Here is an 18,864-nt window from a genome sequence, read left to right on the forward strand (position 1 = left end):
GGCCTGCCGCCAGCGTTCAATCTGAGCCATGATCAAACTCTTCAATTTAAAAGTTTGATGCTCATGAATTAAACTTCGTAATGAATTACGTGTTCACTCTTGAGACTTGGTATTCATTTTTCGTCCGAGGACGTTAAGAATCCGTATCTTCGAGTGCCCACACAGATTGTCTGATAAATTGTTAAAGAGCAGTGCCGCTTCGCTTTTTCTCAGCGGCGCGGGGTGTGCATATTACGCTTTCCCGCTTCAGAGTCAAGCGTTTATTTTCGCTTTTCTCCGTGAGGTTCTGGTCTGAACCCTGCTGACCCGGCGGCCTGTGTGCCGTTGTTCCGTGTCAGTGGTGGCGCATTATAGGGAGTTATTTCTGCCTGACAAGAGGAAATTTAAAATAATTTTCTGAGTGCGCACTTTTTATTCTTTGCGTTTATTTTGCCGACGATTTGTTGGTTAAATGGGCTATTTCACGGGCAAAGTGCGCAACCTGTTCCCAGTCGGTGTACACCACCTCTTTACTGGTATCCGTTTCGCCGCCCGACATCTTCATAATAAGCTTGATCATCAGACGGTCATACCAGCGATAGCGGGGATAGCGAAGCGCGCCTGCAATGACGGCACAGTAGTCAGGTCGCCACGGAGAGCTCATTAAAAACTTACGCGCGTAGCTGTTAGTCTGCGGCGTCCGTTTTTCAGCTTTACGCGCCACCAGGTTAACGGAATAAAAGGCGCTCGGCATTCCGTTCAACCGCGTGGCATATTTCTTAACAAACTCCTGAAAGGCGCTGTGGTAATGACCATAACGAATAGACGCGCCAATCACTACGCGATCATAGCTATCCCAGTCAGGCTCTTCTGCGCGATGCAGATTAACGACATCGGCCCAGATCCCCATCTCTTTGAGTTCAGAAGCCAGATAAGAGGCAATTTCGCGCGTTTGTCCGTCCCGGGTAGAGAAAAGAATCAATGTTTTCACGTGTTACTCCATTATTCACGCCAGAAAGTCGGGGTAAAAAGTACCAGCAAAGTGAATACTTCCAGACGACCAAATAGCATGTTGGCGATGAGTATCCATTTCGCAACCGGATTCATACTGGCGAAGTTATCAGCAACCACCCCCAGCCCCGGTCCCAGGTTATTAAGCGTAGCCACTACCGAGGCGAAAGCCGAGAAATCATCTACGCCTGTAGCGATAATGGCCAGCATACTGACGATAAATACCAGCGCGTAGGCAGAAAAGAATCCCCAGACGGCTTCCAGAATACGTTCTGGCAGCGCCCGGTTCCCCAGCTTAATACTGTAAACGGCATTCGGATGCACCAGACGTTTGAGTTCGCGGTTCCCCTGTTTAAACAACAACAGAATACGGATGACCTTTAACCCCCCGCCCGTTGACCCGGCGCAACCGCCAATAAACGCGGAACATAGCAGCAAGACGGGCAAAAACAGCGGCCAGCGCGCAATGCTGTCCGTGGTAAACCCTGCCGTTGTCGCCATCGACACAACCTGGAAGAATGCCTGATTTAGCGTTGTCAGCGCCGAGTCGTAGATATTATGGAACCACAGTACCAGCGTGCAGATCACCACCAGCGTCAACTGTACGCCGATGAACATGCGGAATTCCGGATCGCGCCAGTATACTTTCAGGCTACGCCCGCTTAATAAAGAGAAATGCAGGCCATAGTTACAACCGGAGATCAGCAGGAAAATAGCGATGATGGTATTAATAGTGGGACTATCAAAATAGCCTACGCTGGCGTCATGCGTTGAGAAGCCGCCGATAGCGATAGTGGAGAAGCTGTGTCCGATAGCGTCAAACGCGGGCATCCCTGCAAACCATAGCGCCAGCGCGCAGGCTACCGTTAGCAAGACATAGATAAGCCACAGCGTTTTCGCCGTCTCGGCAATACGCGGGCGCATTTTGTTATCTTTGAGCGGCCCCGGCATTTCTGCCCGATAGAGCTGCATCCCCCCGACGCCGAGGATAGGGAGAATCGCCACCGCCAGCACAATGATCCCCATACCGCCAAACCATTGCAGCATCTGACGATAAAAGAGAATGGCGTGCGGTAATGAATCCAGCCCCACCAGCGTAGTGGCGCCCGTGGTGGTTAACCCGGAGAACGATTCAAAAAAAGCATCGGTAATGGTGAGGTTTGGGCTTTCCGAGAAAATAAACGGCAGCGCACCCACGCTGCCCAACACGGTCCAGAACAGCACCACGATAAGAAATCCTTCGCGGGATTTCAGCTCGCCCTTTTCCCTACGGTTCGGCCACCACAGTATGGAACCGATCGCCAGCGCGACAAAAAAGGTCTGCGTGAACGCTCTTCCTGCGCCATCACGATATATTAGCGCTACCAGTCCCGGGAGAATCATTGTCCCCGAAAATAAGATAACCAGTAGTCCAACGATTCGGGTAATGGCGCGAAAATGCATCTCTGCCGCTTCCTTTATTCTTAAAAATGAGGTGGGGATTATTCTTCAATCGCTAACAATTGCAATGAACCACGGCTAAAATCCGCCAGTTTTGTGGAAAATGCATTCACATGAGCAAAAGGAAGCGCCACCCTGAGCCGAACAGACGCCTGATAATCGCTGGAAACGATCTTCCCGGCAAACTGTCCTAATAATGCTTCGATTCCGGCCAACTGACCGTACTCACACTGCAAAGTATATTCGGTTAATGGCGTCTTGCGTTGTGTGGCAAGCTGACGTAATGCCTGATTCACACCGCCGCCATAGGCTTTTACCAGCCCGCCCGTACCCAGCAGAATACCACCATAGTAGCGCACGACGACGGCAGTAATCTCTCCGACGCCGCTGCCCATCAATTGCGCAAGCATCGGCTTGCCTGCCGTTCCCGCCGGTTCGCCGTCGTCTGAAAAGCCCAGTTGCTGTGAGTCGTCCGGCGCACCCGCCACCCACGCCACACAATGGTGGCGCGCATCAGGGTGCTCAGCTCTGACTGACTCAACAAACGCTTTCGCCGCGTCTACGCCATCGGTATGCGCCAATAGCGTAATAAAGCGGCTTTTTTTGATCTCTTCAACAACGGTGACCGGCGCTGCAGGGATTAACCAACTGTCCATTACGCCAGTTTTAAATCCCGCGTCATGTTTTCCACGCCGTTTTCGTGGATGACCACGTTATCTTCAATGCGAATACCGCCGAAAGGCTTGAGCGCTTCAATTTTCTGCCAATTGAAGTGCTTGCTGAACGGGCCTTCGCGCCACGGCGCTAACAGCGATTCGATGAAGTAAATCCCCGGTTCGATGGTCAACACCATTCGCGGCTGTAACACACGCGTGCAGCGCAGATACGGGTATTTGGACGGCGCGGCGAGATGCGTACCGGAATCATCCTGCATAAACCCGGCCACATCGTGTACCTGCAGACCCAACGGATGACCAATACCGTGCGGCATAAACGGCCCGGTGAGATCATTTTCCACCATCGCCTCTTCACTCATGTCGGTAATGATTTGATGCTTACGCAGCAGCTTCGCGATGCGCTGATGGAACTGAATATGATAATCCACATAGCTGACGCCCGCCTTCATGGTAGCGATCAGCGCCAACTGTTCGTCGTTAACATCTTTCACCAGGTGGGCGTAGTCGTTATCGCTTTTCGCCGACCAGGTTCGCGTCAGATCCGCCGCGTAGCCGTTGTATTCCGCGCCCGCATCCAGCAGGAAACTGCGCATTTCAGACGGTGCCTGATGATCCAGTTTCGTGTAATGCAGCACGGCGGCATGTTCGTTCAGCGCCACAATGTTGCTGTATGGAACATCGGTATCGCGATGTCCCGTGGCGGTCAGGTACGCCAGGTTGATGTCAAACTCGCTCATGCCGGAACGGAAGGCCTCTTCCGCCGCACGATGACCGCTCACCGCCATTTTCTGCGCTTCGCGCATACAGGCCAGTTCATAATCCGTTTTATAGGCGCGGTAGTAATGCAGATAGTCGATAACACCTTTCGGGTTGATGTTGCTGGCGGCGATATCCAATTGTAGCGCGCGCTCAGGAACCGGGCCGATATAGCCGATATTGCCACGCGCGGCAGGCAGCTGGCTGCCGATGCCATCCGCTTTCGGTAAGGCGACGACCTCGACTTCTTCTGTCCAGAAGGACGTTGGCAGCGGTTCAACGTTATGCCAGTAATCGACTGGCAGATAAAACCACAATTTGGGTTTGTTGACGCCATCGACCAGCAGCCAGCAATTTGGAACCTGAGTTACCGGCACCCACGCTTTAAACTGCGGATTGACCTTAAACGGATAAGGGTGATCGTCGAGAAAGACGTTGAAAAGCTCGCCGGAATGAATAAGTAACGCATCCAGCTTAAAGCGCGCCAGAACATCGCGCGTCCGTTCTTGTAAGGTAACAATATGATTTTTATAGAGCGCGGCCAGTGATTCCATTTTTTACCCTTCTGTTTTTTTGACCTCAAGTTTCCGCATCTTAGCACATCGCCCCACGAGAGCGTGATCTCTGCCGAGCGTGATCACATCGGCATTTCTTTAATCATTTATTTGCATTTTATTAACACAAAATACACACTTCGCTTCATCTGGTACGACCAGATCACCTTGTGGATTCAGGAGACTGACATGCTTTATAAAGGCGACACCCTGTACCTCGACTGGCTGGAAGATGGCATCGCCGAACTGGTGTTCGATGCTCCAGGCTCGGTCAATAAACTCGACACCGCAACCGTCGCCAGCCTCGGCCAGGCGCTTGAGGTGCTGGAAAAGCAACACGATTTAAAAGGGCTGCTGCTGCGCTCGAATAAAGCGGCCTTTATTGTCGGCGCGGACATCACCGAATTTCTTTCACTGTTCCTCGTCCCCGAAGAGCAGTTAAGCCAATGGCTGCATTTCGCTAATAGCGTCTTTAACCGTCTGGAAGATTTACCCGTACCGACCCTTGCCGCCGTAAACGGCTATGCGCTGGGGGGCGGGTGCGAATGCGTACTGGCCACCGATTACCGTCTGGCGACGCCAGACCTCCGTATCGGTCTGCCGGAAACTAAACTGGGCATCATGCCGGGCTTTGGCGGCTCGGTGCGAATGCCGCGTATGCTGGGCGCGGACAGCGCGCTGGAGATCATTGCCGCCGGGAAAGATATCGGCGCCGAACAGGCGCTGAAAATCGGTCTGGTCGATGGCGTGGTGAAACAAGAGAAGCTGATCGACGGCGCAATAGCCGTATTACGCCAGGCCATTACCGGCGATCTCGACTGGAGAGCTAAACGCCAGCCGAAACTGGAACCGTTGAAACTCAGTAAGATTGAAGCAGCGATGAGCTTTACCATCGCTAAAGGCATGGTCGCACAAACGGCGGGTAAACATTATCCGGCGCCGATGACCGCAGTGAAAACCATTGAAGCCGCCGCACGTTTTGGTCGTGAAGAAGCGCTGAATCTGGAAAATAAAAGCTTTGTTCCGCTGGCGCATACCAATGAGGCTCGTGCGCTGGTCGGTATCTTCCTCAACGATCAATATGTAAAAGGTAAAGCCAAAAAGCTGACCAAAGATATTGAGACGCCGAAACAGGCAGCCGTACTGGGCGCGGGCATTATGGGCGGCGGTATCGCTTACCAGTCGGCCTGGAAAGGCGTACCGGTCATCATGAAAGATATCAACGATAAATCGTTGAACCTCGGCATGACCGAAGCAGCCAAGCTGCTGAACAAACAGCTGGAGCGCGGCAAGATCGACGGTCTGAAGCTGGCGGGCGTCATTTCGACCATCCACCCGACTCTCGATTATGCCGGTTTCGATCGCGTAGATGTTGTTGTCGAAGCGGTAGTCGAAAATCCGAAAGTCAAAAAAGCGGTACTGGCGGAAACCGAGCAGAAAGTGCGCCCGGAAACCGTGCTGGCCTCAAATACCTCCACCATCCCAATTGGCGAACTGGCAAGCGCCCTGGAACGTCCGGAAAACTTTTGCGGAATGCACTTCTTCAACCCGGTACACCGGATGCCGCTGGTTGAAATCATTCGCGGCGAGAAGAGTTCAGACGAAACCATTGCCAAAGTCGTCGCCTGGGCCAGCAAAATGGGCAAGACACCGATTGTAGTCAACGACTGCCCCGGCTTCTTTGTTAACCGCGTGCTGTTCCCCTATTTCGCCGGTTTCAGTCAACTGCTGCGCGACGGCGCGGATTTCCGCAAAGTCGATAAAGTGATGGAAAAACAGTTCGGCTGGCCGATGGGCCCGGCCTATCTGCTCGACGTGGTGGGTATTGATACCGCCCACCACGCGCAGGCGGTAATGGCGGCAGGCTTCCCGCAACGGATGCAGAAAGAGTATCGCGACACGATCGACGCATTGTTTGACGCCAGCCGTTTTGGGCAAAAAAACGGTCTGGGCTTCTGGCGCTATAAAGAAGACAGCAAGGGTAAGCCGAAGAAAGAAGAAGATGCCGCGGTGGATGACCTGCTGGCAAGCGTCAGCCAGCCGAAACGCGACTTCAGCGACGACGAGATAATCGCCCGTATGATGATCCCGATGATTAACGAAGTGGTTCGCTGTCTGGAAGAAGGCATTATCACAAGCCCGGCGGAAGCCGATATGGCGCTGGTCTACGGCCTGGGCTTCCCTCCGTTCCACGGCGGCGCATTCCGCTGGCTGGATACACAGGGCAGCGCGAAATATCTTGATATGGCGCAGCAGTATCAACACCTCGGCCCGCTGTATGAAGTGCCGGAAGGGCTGCGTAATAAAGCGCGCCATAACGAACCGTATTATCCCCCGGTTGAACCAGCCCGTCCGGTTGGTTCTCTGAAAACGGCTTAAGGAGTCACAATGGAACAGGTTGTCATTGTCGATGCTATTCGCACCCCGATGGGCCGTTCGAAGGGCGGCGCGTTTCGCAACGTGCGGGCAGAAGATCTCTCCGCCCACTTAATGCGTAGCCTGCTGGCGCGTAATCCGTCGCTTACAGCGGCGACCCTCGATGATATTTACTGGGGCTGCGTACAACAAACGCTGGAGCAAGGCTTCAACATTGCCCGTAACGCCGCGCTGCTGGCAGAAATTCCCCATTCGGTACCGGCGGTCACCGTCAACCGTCTGTGTGGTTCCTCGATGCAGGCGTTACACGATGCAGCGCGAATGATCATGACCGGCGATGCGCAGGTTTGTCTGGTTGGCGGCGTGGAGCATATGGGGCACGTGCCGATGAGCCACGGCGTGGATTTTCACCCGGGTCTGAGCCGCAACGTCGCCAAAGCGGCAGGGATGATGGGGCTAACGGCGGAAATGCTCTCCCGCCTGCACGGCATTAGCCGGGAAATGCAGGACCAGTTCGCCGCGCGTTCTCACGCTCGCGCCTGGGCCGCCACCCAGTCTGGCGCATTCAAAACGGAGATTATCCCGACTGGCGGTCATGATGCAGACGGCGTGTTGAAGCAGTTTAACTACGATGAAGTGATCCGCCCGGAAACCACGGTCGAAGCGCTATCAACGCTGCGTCCGGCATTTGATCCGGTTAGTGGCACGGTCACGGCGGGCACCTCATCCGCGCTTTCTGATGGCGCAGCCGCCATGCTGGTAATGAGCGAAAGTCGTGCCCGTGAGCTGGGTCTGAAACCTCGCGCCCGTATTCGTTCAATGGCAGTGGTTGGTTGTGATCCGTCAATTATGGGTTACGGGCCGGTTCCGGCGTCAAAACTGGCGTTGAAAAAAGCGGGACTGTCGGCCAGCGATATCGATGTGTTTGAGATGAACGAAGCGTTTGCCGCACAGATCCTGCCATGCATTAAGGATCTGGGATTGATGGAGCAGATAGACGAGAAGATCAACCTCAACGGCGGCGCGATCGCGCTTGGTCATCCGCTCGGCTGCTCCGGAGCACGTATCAGCACCACGCTTATCAACCTGATGGAGCGCAAAGACGCGCAGTTTGGTCTGGCGACGATGTGTATTGGTCTGGGTCAGGGCATCGCCACGGTGTTTGAGCGGGTTTAATCAAAGATAATATCCCCTAAATAACTCGCATTGCAGCGCAGCGGCAACTGAGCGAATCCCCGGGAACATAGATAACTATGTGCCCGGGGTGAGCAAAGGCAGCCAACAAAGAGGCTGCGCGAATTATGACGGGAAACAGTTTAGTTGCCGTTTTTCCCGCCCGTCAGGGGCGGGTTTTTTCACCGTATGGCCCGCTCTACTCAGTAAGCGCTTTGGTCAGGCTAAATGGCATAGCCTGATATCCACGCGCACCATGTATTTGCATTTCGACCACAGGCTCTTTTTCTCCCCATTTGAACTCTTCCAGATACGGATTAGGCAAGCTGGTAAATGCGCCTACCGACAAATCAAACGCACCACCTGCTGTTGCGGAATACACGAACACAGAATTCTTGTCAGTCTGGTACTCGGTGATAGAGGTTACCGGGCTAAACCACTCGTTCCCGCGCTCTTTACCGTATTGCCAGATCTGTTGGACTGTCTTGTTTTTCTGGTCGATTTTGTAAATCACGGAGCGACTGTATTTCATACTCTGCATAGCAGGCTGTTCTAAGCCGCGGCCATCGCCATTGTCGAAAGCGGAAAGGTATAAGATATCGCCTTTACTCTTACTATCAATTTTAAAGGCCGTATGTTGCGTCCATGTCCAGTCGAAGTCACCCTCGCAGCCACTGTCCTGGCAAGCAATTTTTTGGCCTTTGCTATCCACTGGCGTCAGAATTGCGGCATTAAATGGCGCTTTCCAGCCAGCAGGCGTACCCAGTATCCACTTCACTTTCTTATCGCGGCCGATTTTGATAATCGCACTCTGGTGGCGGGAGCTGATGATGATGGAATCATCTTCACTGTCATAGTCGACGCTGTTGACATGCGCCCAGTTGCGGCCAGCCCCACTACCCACGATATCCCCGAATTTGTCGGAGGAGTCCAGCGCCGCCAGATCTTCTTCGCTCAACGTATGGCCGGACTGGCTGGCGTCGATATTCAGGCACACAGCGCCCTGATCGAGGGTTTTCATTATCACATCACGATAAGGATCGAGGATATCAAACAGACGCCATTCATCCACTACCACGCCGTTCTGATCAACTTCGGCAATCACATCACGCACGGTACGAACATTTTTTCCATCAGGACGTTTATAGTTAGAGCTGGCTACACGCAGGAAGTAGTGACCGTTGGCCGCGTTATCCATTGAGTGTGAAAAATCGTTATAATTATCCGGCAGGCGGCGGTTAAAGATTTCACGCCCCATGATATCGTATTTCACATAACGCTGACCGTAGCCCCACGATAATGCGCCATCCTGGTTTTGTTTAAAGCCCATCATAACGCCAGCACGATAAATTGACTTTAAATCATAAATTGAACTTGGATTCATAAACCAACGAATATCACCGGAGGTGTCGATAATAGCGTTAGCTGTAGTGAAGTTCCATTCTAATGCACCCCCAGTAGGGTTGTTCCAGACAGTACGCGTTCCATTCCCAGACTTATCTTTCGTATTATTCAAAAGATACAAGCGATCTTTAAATTCTGGGGAAACCTTTTTAACATCGATAGTAAAGAGTGCTGATTGTTCTTCTTTTGTACCCGCTGATTCAATATAGGCAGGCGGTGCATACATTTTATAGCTTTCTTTTATATTTTCGGTTTTACTACCCTGGATTCTTGTATATTCAACTTCAACGGTATTGACATAATCTGGGTAAAGACCAAAGACGGGAATACCGCCATACGTTAAAAGGTATTTATTATTAACTTTATACGCGATCTCCTGGCCATTTTCTTTGGGGACAATCCGTACATGCACGTCACGTAACTGGTAACCGCCATTACGAATAACGGCGGTTAGCGGCGCGATATCATAGGGGTTCATAACAACTTCGCCAATTTTTCCCTGGACCTGATAGTCCACTTTAGCGCCGCTGGCGCCGCCGATGGCGAAAGCAGTAGAAGGTACTGATGACAAAATTGCAACAGATAATGCGAGAGAAGTTAAAGCATATTTAAATTTCATAACACTCTCCATCTTATAAATAAATAACTAACTTTCCATTTTATGTTTCTTTTATAAAAATAAATGAAGCATATATAATTAACTATTTTTATTGATAGCCTCAGGACATGATATTACTTAATTTATTACACGCAATACAAAGCCTGTAGATATTCAATATCATAAGGTTTTATAGTTGACGATTAATTAATATTTAAGAGGACTTTTAGGTAGGCTAACGTAAAAAGGGACGCTACTGCGCCCCATAAAATAGTTAAATAAATGCGAATGCATCGCCAAACAGACGATCTTCCCGCGCGTTACGCTCATGACAGAACAGATCGCGGGCGATTTTCGCCATCTCAAAACGCCCGGCAATATAAATATCGTGCCCCGCCAGCGTACCATAATCCTGCAATACCGCCGTAAGTACCGTTCCTGTACGCCCACGCCAGCCTTCTTCCGGCTGCTCGACAACAGGTTCAATACGCAAATTCGGATGGTTAACAGAGAGTGCTTCCAGCTCAGAGAGATCATAGAGGTGCTTTTCTTCGCGACCACCCCAGTAAATGGTAACATCGCGGTTCGGGTTGCGCGCTAACGCCGTCAACAGGATGGAGCGCACATAAGAAAAGCCCGTACCGCCCGCGATCAGAATCAACGGACGCTCTTCATCGTCACGTAGCCAGGCGTCGCCATGCGGAATATCGACGACGATTTCCCGGTCTTTCAGAATCCGATCCATGACCGCCATCGCATACAGATTGAGCTCGGAAGCGCCAATGTGTAATTCAATAAACCCTTTCTCGTCCGGCGTTGAGGCCATCGAAAACGGGCGTTTGTCACGCTCGTCCATTACGACCATCAAATACTGACCAGCGCGGAATGAAAACGCCGCGTCCGGCACTAAACGAACCCGATATACGGTATCGGTGATAGCTTCTACCGAGGTCACTTTACAGCTTAAGGTTGTCATGCGCTCCCTCTGTCGGGTGTCGGGTCAATACCGACATTTTTCAAGCCGAGTCGCCACAGCCTGAAATGTCGATGTCCGCTTTCAGTTATTTAAAGATAGCCAGCTCATCCCAAATCGCATCAATACGCGCGGTAACTTCAGGATCTTTAACAATAGGACGACCCCACTCGCGTTGGGTTTCGCCCGGCCATTTGTTTGTGGCATCCAGCCCCATTTTTGAACCCAGCCCGGAGACCGGCGAGGCAAAATCCAGGTAGTCAATCGGCGTATTTTCAACCAGCACCGTATCCCGCGCAGGGTCCATACGGGTGGTAATCGCCCAGATCACATCATTCCAGTCGCGTGCGTTAACGTCATCATCGCAAACGATAACAAATTTCGTATACATAAACTGGCGTAAAAACGACCAGACGCCCATCATGACGCGTTTCGCATGACCAGCGTACTGCTTTTTCATCGTCACTACCGCCAGGCGGTAAGAACACCCTTCCGGCGGCAGATAAAAGTCGACGATTTCCGGAAACTGTTTTTGCAGAATAGGCACGAAGACTTCATTGAGCGCCACCCCTAATACCGCAGGCTCATCGGGCGGACGCCCGGTATAGGTGGAGTGATAGATGGCATCCTCACGCTGCGTAATATGCGTGACGGTAAAGACCGGAAAGTTATCCACTTCATTATAATAGCCCGTATGATCGCCATACGGTCCTTCCGGCGCCATCTCTCCCGGCTCAATGTAACCTTCAAGGATAATCTCGGCGCTGGCAGGCACTTCCAGATCGTTAGAAAGGCATTTAATCACTTCAGTTTTCGTGCCGCGCAGCAGGCCCGCAAAGGCATACTCCGACAGAGTATCGGGAACAGGAGTCACGGCGCCAAGTATCGTCGCCGGATCGGCGCCCAATGCGACGGAGACCGGGAAACGTTCACCCGGACGCGCGGCTAACCACTCCTGAAAATCCAGCGCGCCGCCGCGGTGAGACAGCCAGCGCATAATCAGCTTATTTTTACCTATCAACTGCTGACGATAAATGCCCAGGTTTTGCCGTTCTTTGTGCGGGCCACGCGTTACCGTCAGTCCCCAGGTAATCAGCGGCGCGGCGTCGTCCGGCCAACAGGTCATGACAGGAAGACGCGTTAAATCGACATCATCGCCAGACGCGATTTTCTGCTGGCAAGGCGCGCCGCGTAACCGTTTCGTCGGCATATTCAGCACTTGCTTAAACTGCGGCAGCTTGTCAAACAGATCGCGAAAGCCTTTCGGCGGCTCAGGTTCTTTCAGAAACGCTAATAATTTACCCACTTCCCGTAATGCGGAAACATCATCCTGCCCCATGCCCATCGCCACGCGTTTTGGCGTGCCAAAAAGGTTGCACAGCACCGGCATGGCGTAACCTTTAGGATTTTCAAACAGCAACGCCGGTCCACCGGCACGCAGCGTGCGGTCAGCGATTTCCGTGATTTCCAGATGAGGATCCACAGGTAGCGTGATGCGTTTTAGTTCCCCCTGCTGCTCAAGTAGCGTCAGGAAGTCGCGTAAATCGTGATATTTCATGGCGTCCATTGTAGCCTCTTGGTAAGCGCATCATTATACGGCGTTCATCATCGGGATGCTGTATTTTTGTTAAATTAGCGTGAACTCTGGCAACCAACGCTAATCCAGATACGGCTTAAAGGATGAAGTGTATAATTAACTTCGCGCATGGCTTTTGCTATGCTTGCGCCCCGAACAAGCGGATAAGAGTCATTATGCAATCCTGGTATTTACTGTACTGCAAACGCGGGCAACTTCAGCGTGCTCAGGAACACCTCGAAAGACAAGCGGTAAGTTGCCTGACACCGATGATCACCCTGGAAAAAATGGTACGCGGAAAACGTACCTCCGTCAGCGAACCGCTCTTTCCTAATTATCTGTTCGTTGAATTTGATCCGGAAGTGATACATACCACTACAATCAACGCCACGCGCGGCGTCAGCCATTTTGTGCGCTTTGGCGCGCATCCTGCGATCGTGCCTTCCAGCGTTATTCATCAGCTTTCTATCTACAAGCCCGAAGGCGTTGTCGATCCTGAAACCCCCTATCCCGGCGATAGCGTCATCATCACGGAAGGCGCATTTGAAGGGCTGAAAGCGATTTTTACCGAACCGGATGGCGAAACGCGTTCGATGTTACTGCTTAATTTACTCAATAAAGAAGTGAAGCAGAGCGTAAAAAACACCGGTTTTCGCAAGATTTAGCGATCGTTCAGAATACGACCTCAAATAAGGTTCTGGCGTTGGCATCTGTCATCGCCGCTAACCATTGCGGATCTTCACCACGCCATAGCGCAATGCGCTCCAGGATGTGAGGCAGATACGCGGGCTCGTTGCGTCGTGACGTTGGTTTCGGCGTAAGATCGCGAGGCAACAGATACGGCGCGTCGGTTTCTATCAGTAGCTTTTCCGCTGGAATAAACGGTAAGAGTTCACGTAGCTCAAGCCCGCGTCGTTCGTCGCAAACCCACCCGGTAATACCGATATAGAGTCCTCTGTCCACACAGTCCTGCATTTGCTGGCGTGAACCGGTAAAGCAGTGCAGTATCGCGCCAGGAAGACTATCCAGCCAGGGATCAAGCAATGCCAGAAATCGCTCATGCGCGTCCCGGCAGTGCATAAAGATTGGCATCTGTAATTCGGCGGCAATTTGTAGCTGCGCCTGAAAGGCACGCTCCTGCTCCTGCGGCGTGGAAAAATTGCGATTGAAATCCAGCCCGCACTCACCGATAGCGACGACTTCCGGCTGGTTCGCCAGCGCAACAATGGCGTCTTCAGACGCGGATGACCACTGACTGCTGTCATGGGGATGGACGCCAGCCGTCGACCAACAATGGGGGTAGCGCCGCGCCAGTTTTAACGCCTGCTGACTTTCATGGATGTTCGTTCCGGTCAGTAGCATACCTTTTACCCCCGCCGCAAACGCACGGGCGACCACATCATCACGATCTTTTGCAAACTGGCTACTGGTTAAATTAACGCCAATATCAAACATGCTTGCCCCCATATGACAACCGCCCTGGCGGGCGGTTGTGTTTAGTCTTCAGTGTGCTCGGCCTTTTCGGTTTCGGCCTCGTTATCTTCGTCACGCGTCCGTCGCTTACCGACATAAAAGCGTGAGCAGAAAACGCCAATTTCAAACAGGCAGTACATCGGTATCGCCAGCAACGTTTGCGAGAAAACATCTGGCGGCGTAAGCAGCATTCCCACAATGAATGCCCCGACCAGGATATAAGGCCGTTTTTTACGCAAATCTTCTGGCGTGGTGATGCCCATCCAGCACAGCAACACAATCGCCACCGGCACTTCAAAGGCTACGCCAAAGGCCATAAAAAGCGCCATAACAAAGCTAAGATAGCTGGCGATATCTGTCGAAACCTGTACCCCTTCCGGCGCCGTATGCGTCAGGAAACCAAAGGCCAAAGGGAATACGACAAAATAGGCGAAGGCCATACCAATGTAGAAAAGCAGCGAGCTGGATACCAGCAACGGTACGACCAGACGACGCTCATGCTTATACAGCGCCGGGGCGATAAAGGCCCAAACCTGGTACAAAATGACAGGCGCGGATAAGATCAAAGACACCATGAAGGTGAGTTTGATAGGCGTAAAAAACGGCGACGCCACATCCGTCGCAATCATTGTCGCCCCTTGCGGCATCTGTTTAATCAGCGGTGCGGCGACTAAATGATAAATATCATTGGCGAAATAAATTAACGCCAGAAAAATCAGAAGCACTGCGACGATGCAGTTTAGCAGGCGCTTACGCAACTCGATCAGATGCGTGATAAGCGGTTGAGTATCTTCTACAGCCATGTTTACGGTTTATCACTCGACGAGGGGGAAGATTCGACAACAGGCGCAGCGGATTTCTTCTCGGCGTCTATCGTGGCTACGGAAGCGGTTTCCGTCGACTCAGGCACGTTAGCTTTAACGGGCTCCGGCTTTTGTTCCGGCGCGCTCGCCTGTGTTTCAGCGGCGGCAGGGGTAACGCCCTCATGCTGCGTTTCGTTCCCTTTTACCACCGGATTATGGATGGTATGCGCTTCATCGCTCGCTTGTTCGGGATCGTTAGCGCTGTAGGTGCGTTTCATCGACTCCGCCGCCTGACGCAGTTCATCCATAGATGCTTTCAGTTCGGGAGTCAGATTTTCCAGGCTCGCCTTTTCGACTTTTTTCAGACTGTCCTGGAACTCCTGAAGTTTCAGTTCCTGAGTCAGTTCATTCTGAACCGTTGTCGCAAGGGACCGCAACGCGCGAATCCAGCCCGCTACCGTTTTTACCGCTACTGGCAATCGTTGCGGCCCCAACACAATGAGGCCGATAACGAACACTAACAGCAGTTCGCTAAAACCGATATCAAACACGGATTATACCTGCTCTTTATCTTGGCTTTTAGCGTCTTCCTTTTTCGCTTCGCCTTGCTTATCCGCGATAGATTTAGCGGTAAAATCAGCGTCCTGACTGGTTTTATCCTGTTTGGCATCATCATCGCTCATGGCTTTTTTAAAGCCTTTGATAGACGCGCCAAGATCGGAACCGATGGAACCGAGTTTTTTGGTGCCGAACAGCAGTACGACGATAACGGCAACAATCAACAACTGCCAAATACTGATACCACCCATACATGTTCCTCTGTGATAGATGATGAATTAATAGGGCCGCATTATACACATTATCCTTCGCGCTGCCTCTTTGTTAGCCGCTTTCGCCCGCCCTATTCACATACTTTTACATACGACCGGGACGACATTGACTTGCGACCTGAGTACTGCCTCAAGTGATAATATGTACCTGCGTGACACAACCGGCGTTGAGCGATAAAAAATCTCAACGAGTTTTACGCCAGCCAACCAGCCAGACCACTACGCCGCCGACCATGAGCCAGCCAGGCATCAATCCCCATTCAGGGCGGTTGACGAGTAAGAATGACCCGCTCAGTAACAGCGTTGCGCCAATTCCCAATAAATAACGAGACTGACTTTGGCGCACATGGTTTACCTGTAACTCGCGCGCAATCTTATCAACACTGTGCTGTAAATATTTGCCCTGGCGCAAACTGTCGTACACCAGTTCAGGTATTTCTGGCATTTTTTCGACCCAGAACGGCGCTTTTTCTTTAAGAGCCCGCGTGAGAGCCGGAATACCCACCTGATCTTTGATCCAGGACTCAAGAAACGGTTTCGCCGTTTTCCACAAATCAAGCTGAGGATAAAGTTGCCGCCCAACCCCTTCAACATACAATAATGTTTTCTGCAACAACACCAGTTGCGGCTGGACTTCCATGTTAAATCGACGCGCTGTATTGAAAAGGTTTAACAACACATGACCAAACGAGATTTCCGCGAGCGGCTTTTCAAAGATAGGTTCACAGACGGTGCGGATGGCAAACTCAAAATCTTCAACGTTGGTATCTGGCGGAACCCAGCCTGAATCGACATGCAGTTCTGCCACCTTTCGGTAATCGCGATTAAAAAACGCGATAAAGTTTTCAGCCAGATAACGCTTATCTTCTTTGTTTAGCGACCCGACGATACCGCAGTCAATGCCGATATATTGCGGATTTTCAGGGTGTTCATGGCTGACAAAAATATTTCCCGGATGCATGTCCGCATGGAAAAAGCTGTCGCGGAAAACCTGGGTGAAGAAAACTTTAACCCCGCGTTCCGCCAGCAGTTTCATGTTGGTGCCGTTCTTTTCCAGGGCCGCCACATCCGAAACCGGAATGCCGTATATCCGCTCCATCACCATCATGTTCTGGCTACAGTAATCGGAGTACACCTCCGGGATATACAGCATGGGACTATTTTCAAAATTGCGGCGTAACTGAATCGCGTTGGCCGATTCCCGCAGCAGATTCAGCTCATCGATCAGCGTTTTCTCATACTCACGTACCACTTCCGTCGGGCGCAGACGACGCCCATCCGGCAACAGGCGTGGTACCCAGCGAGCAAGGCGATAAATCAGTTTCAGGTCTGCCTGAATTACCGGCAAAATATCCGGGCGAATGACCTTAATAACCACTTCTTTACCGTTTGATTTCAATCGCGCGGTATGTACCTGGGCGATTGACGCCGACGCTAAAGGCTGGATATCAAAGTCGTCAAACCAGGCTTCGACTGGTAGCCCTCCCATCGCCTCTTCAATCTGGGCTTTCGCCAGCCGACCATCGAATGGCGCGACTTTATCCTGGAGCAAAGCGAGCTGATCGGCGATTTGCGGCGGGAACAGGTCACGGCGCGTGGAGAGCATCTGACCAAATTTGATCCAGACCGGTCCCAGCTCTTGCAACGCCAGTCTTAATCGTTCACCCAGCAATTTATCTTTATGCCGGTTTGGCATCCAGAACAGCGAATAGCGCCATAATCGGAGTGGCAGTGTAAGACGCATTCGGGGGATGAGTTCATCAAGGCCGTAGCTTAAAAACGTGCGGATGATGAAATATAGGCGCCGTACTTCACCTGGCGTCATTTGGCCTCCAGTTTTTCCAGCCGTGTGGTCAGAGAATCTACGGCGCGCTCAACAGCCGCGGTTTCTTCGGCAAACCATGCGACTTCCAGCGGGCCAGGCGCCATACGCCACTCTTCAGTGATCGCTTCAGCGGCATAACGCTGCTGGCGTTGAAACCCGTGACGCAGGAATTTAGCCCCGCCACGCACGGCCTTACCGATACTTTCCGCCGCAATATCACCCGTGTATGGCGCCAACAGCTCCGCAGGATCGAATTCGGCGAGATCGGCGAGCGCCACAAAATTTTGCACGACCTGAATATCGCCCTGCACTTCCAGTTCGCCGCTGCGAATAAGCGCGGCCAACTGCTGACGATCGCGTAGTTTTGGCAAAACGCTAGCTTGAGTGATTACCGTACAGTCCGCTTCGCCTTCCCATGCCCCCAGCACATCAACCTGGCGTTCACTGAATACCAGGACTAATGGCGTCGAAAATCCCTTTAGTTTCACACACAGTACTTTTCCCTGTAAGCGCGTTCTGGCTGATTTCAGCGCTGGCGAACGATACAGAAACGTATTGAGGAGACCTTCAATTCCTGCGGTCACTAAGGGTTTAAAAGGCATTCCACCCTCCTAGAATTTATAACCACGGTGCAATGCCACAACGCCCGCCGTCAGATTGTAATAATCCACGCTCTCAAATCCGGCGTCCTGCATCATGGCTTTTAAGGTATCCTGATCGGGATGCATACGGATGGATTCCGCGAGATACCGATAGCTATCCGCATCGTTCGCGACCATCGAGCCAATACGCGGTAAAATATGGAAAGAATAGGCGTCATACGCTTTACTCAGCGGCTCAATGATAGGCTTGGAAAATTCAAGCACCAGTAAACGTCCGCCGGGTTTCAACACACGGAACATTGACCGCAGCGCTTTTTCTTTTTCCGTTACATTGCGCAAACCAAACGAAATGGTAATGCAATCAAACGTATTATCAGGGAAAGGCAGAGCTTCGGCATTCGCCTGCACATACTCTACGTTGCCGATCACGCCGATATTACGCAGCTTCTCACGCCCCATTTTGAGCATAGAATCATTAATATCCGCCAGGATAACTTTGCCAGTTTCCCCGACCATACGTGAAAATTTCGCGGTAAGATCGCCCGTCCCGCCCGCTAAATCGAGAACGGTTTGTCCACGACGCACGCCACTGCAATCAATGGTGAAGCGCTTCCACAAACGATGAATGCCAAATGACATTAAATCATTCATCACATCGTACTTTGACGCCACAGAATGAAAAACGTGGGCCACCATGTCAGCTTTCTGCTCTTTAGCGACGGTCTGAAAGCCAAAGTGCGTCGTTTCTTGTGAATCTTCCACCATCTCAGTGCCTGCTTATCGATAAAAATGTTCAAGAAGTGTAACAGATTGG

Annotated in this window: 17 protein-coding genes; 3 read left to right on the forward strand and 14 right to left on the reverse strand. The window is 51.8% G+C overall.

The features are described 5' to 3' along the window. Window positions 1–424 precede the first annotated feature (424 nt). The 4 genes from hemG to pepQ are packed head-to-tail and all read right to left on the reverse strand — an operon-like array spanning window position 425 to window position 4,417. Entirely contained in the window at window positions 425–970 is a 546-nt protein-coding gene (hemG, locus tag ACLD4F_RS18620; RefSeq protein ID WP_000853982.1) for a menaquinone-dependent protoporphyrinogen IX dehydrogenase, read from the reverse strand. Window positions 971–981: 11 nt separating this feature from the next. Next, on the reverse strand, window positions 982–2,433 hold the full coding sequence (trkH, locus tag ACLD4F_RS18625; protein WP_000545688.1) for a Trk system potassium transporter TrkH: 1,452 nt from the start codon (window positions 2,431–2,433) through the stop codon (window positions 982–984). A gap of 38 nt (window positions 2,434–2,471) precedes the next feature. Further along, the gene (locus ACLD4F_RS18630; protein ID WP_000378897.1) at window positions 2,472–3,086 is read right to left on the reverse strand and encodes an IMPACT family protein; all 615 of its coding nucleotides are present in this window, start codon (window positions 3,084–3,086) and stop codon (window positions 2,472–2,474) included. Beyond that, window positions 3,086–4,417, reverse strand: coding sequence for a Xaa-Pro dipeptidase (pepQ, locus tag ACLD4F_RS18635; RefSeq protein ID WP_000444529.1), 1,332 nt, complete (start codon window positions 4,415–4,417; stop codon window positions 3,086–3,088). Before pepQ ends, ACLD4F_RS18630 begins: the two co-directional genes overlap by 1 nt. Before the next feature lie 189 nt (window positions 4,418–4,606). On the opposite strand from pepQ, the gene fadB reads away from it, so the two are divergent. Next, window positions 4,607–6,796: a fatty acid oxidation complex subunit alpha FadB gene (gene fadB, locus ACLD4F_RS18640; protein ID WP_079944693.1), complete on the forward strand. Its 2,190-nt coding sequence runs from the start codon at window positions 4,607–4,609 to the stop codon at window positions 6,794–6,796. A 9-nt stretch (window positions 6,797–6,805) separates the two neighbouring features. After that, entirely contained in the window at window positions 6,806–7,969 is a 1,164-nt protein-coding gene (fadA, locus tag ACLD4F_RS18645; protein ID WP_000438778.1) for an acetyl-CoA C-acyltransferase FadA, read from the forward strand. A gap of 196 nt (window positions 7,970–8,165) precedes the next feature. On the opposite strand, the gene ACLD4F_RS18650 is transcribed toward fadA, so the two are convergent. The 3 genes from ACLD4F_RS18650 to ubiD all read right to left on the reverse strand — a co-directional run bounded on the left by ACLD4F_RS18650 (window position 8,166) and on the right by ubiD (window position 12,508). Next, window positions 8,166–9,989 carry an aryl-sulfate sulfotransferase gene (locus ACLD4F_RS18650; RefSeq protein ID WP_000669888.1) on the reverse strand — a complete coding sequence of 608 codons (1,824 nt, stop codon included), beginning with the start codon at window positions 9,987–9,989 and terminating at the stop codon, window positions 8,166–8,168. Between the two features lie 253 nt (window positions 9,990–10,242). Then, complete coding sequence (fre, locus tag ACLD4F_RS18655) at window positions 10,243–10,944, reverse strand: NAD(P)H-flavin reductase (RefSeq protein ID WP_000209832.1); 702 nt, start codon at window positions 10,942–10,944, stop codon at window positions 10,243–10,245. A gap of 85 nt (window positions 10,945–11,029) precedes the next feature. Then, complete coding sequence (gene ubiD / locus ACLD4F_RS18660) at window positions 11,030–12,508, reverse strand: 4-hydroxy-3-polyprenylbenzoate decarboxylase (RefSeq protein WP_072275485.1); 1,479 nt, start codon at window positions 12,506–12,508, stop codon at window positions 11,030–11,032. A 185-nt stretch (window positions 12,509–12,693) separates the two neighbouring features. Here ubiD and rfaH point away from each other — a divergent pair, with 185 nt between their 5' ends. Next, window positions 12,694–13,182, forward strand: a complete 489-nt coding sequence (rfaH, locus tag ACLD4F_RS18665) for a transcription/translation regulatory transformer protein RfaH (protein WP_001192410.1) — start codon at window positions 12,694–12,696, stop codon at window positions 13,180–13,182. A gap of 7 nt (window positions 13,183–13,189) precedes the next feature. On the opposite strand, the gene tatD is transcribed toward rfaH, so the two are convergent. From tatD to ubiE, 7 genes are all read right to left on the reverse strand, one after another. Next, entirely contained in the window at window positions 13,190–13,972 is a 783-nt protein-coding gene (gene tatD, locus ACLD4F_RS18670) for a 3'-5' ssDNA/RNA exonuclease TatD (protein ID WP_000459648.1), read from the reverse strand. Window positions 13,973–14,013: 41 nt separating this feature from the next. Then, window positions 14,014–14,793, reverse strand: coding sequence for a Sec-independent protein translocase subunit TatC (tatC, locus tag ACLD4F_RS18675; RefSeq protein ID WP_000257554.1), 780 nt, complete (start codon window positions 14,791–14,793; stop codon window positions 14,014–14,016). 2 nt (window positions 14,794–14,795) lie between these two features. After that, complete coding sequence (gene tatB / locus ACLD4F_RS18680) at window positions 14,796–15,344, reverse strand: Sec-independent protein translocase protein TatB (protein WP_000459612.1); 549 nt, start codon at window positions 15,342–15,344, stop codon at window positions 14,796–14,798. Between the two features lie 3 nt (window positions 15,345–15,347). Continuing rightward, window positions 15,348–15,602 (reverse strand): Sec-independent protein translocase subunit TatA, encoded by a 255-nt coding sequence (gene tatA / locus ACLD4F_RS18685; protein WP_000508972.1) that lies wholly within the window; start codon window positions 15,600–15,602, stop codon window positions 15,348–15,350. A gap of 205 nt (window positions 15,603–15,807) precedes the next feature. Further along, entirely contained in the window at window positions 15,808–17,448 is a 1,641-nt protein-coding gene (ubiB, locus tag ACLD4F_RS18690; protein WP_000187559.1) for a ubiquinone biosynthesis regulatory protein kinase UbiB, read from the reverse strand. Then, on the reverse strand, window positions 17,445–18,050 hold the full coding sequence (ubiJ, locus tag ACLD4F_RS18695; RefSeq protein WP_001116090.1) for a ubiquinone biosynthesis protein UbiJ: 606 nt from the start codon (window positions 18,048–18,050) through the stop codon (window positions 17,445–17,447). Before ubiJ ends, ubiB begins: the two co-directional genes overlap by 4 nt. 9 nt (window positions 18,051–18,059) lie before the next feature. Then, a complete protein-coding gene (gene ubiE / locus ACLD4F_RS18700; RefSeq protein WP_000229009.1) occupies window positions 18,060–18,815 on the reverse strand; it encodes a bifunctional demethylmenaquinone methyltransferase/2-methoxy-6-polyprenyl-1,4-benzoquinol methylase UbiE in 756 nt (251 codons plus the stop codon). Window positions 18,816–18,864 lie beyond the last annotated feature (49 nt).

Origin of the sequence: Salmonella sp. 741265050_HSA, assembly GCF_046569445.1 — a bacterium.
GTDB lineage: Bacteria > Pseudomonadota > Gammaproteobacteria > Enterobacterales > Enterobacteriaceae > Salmonella > Salmonella enterica.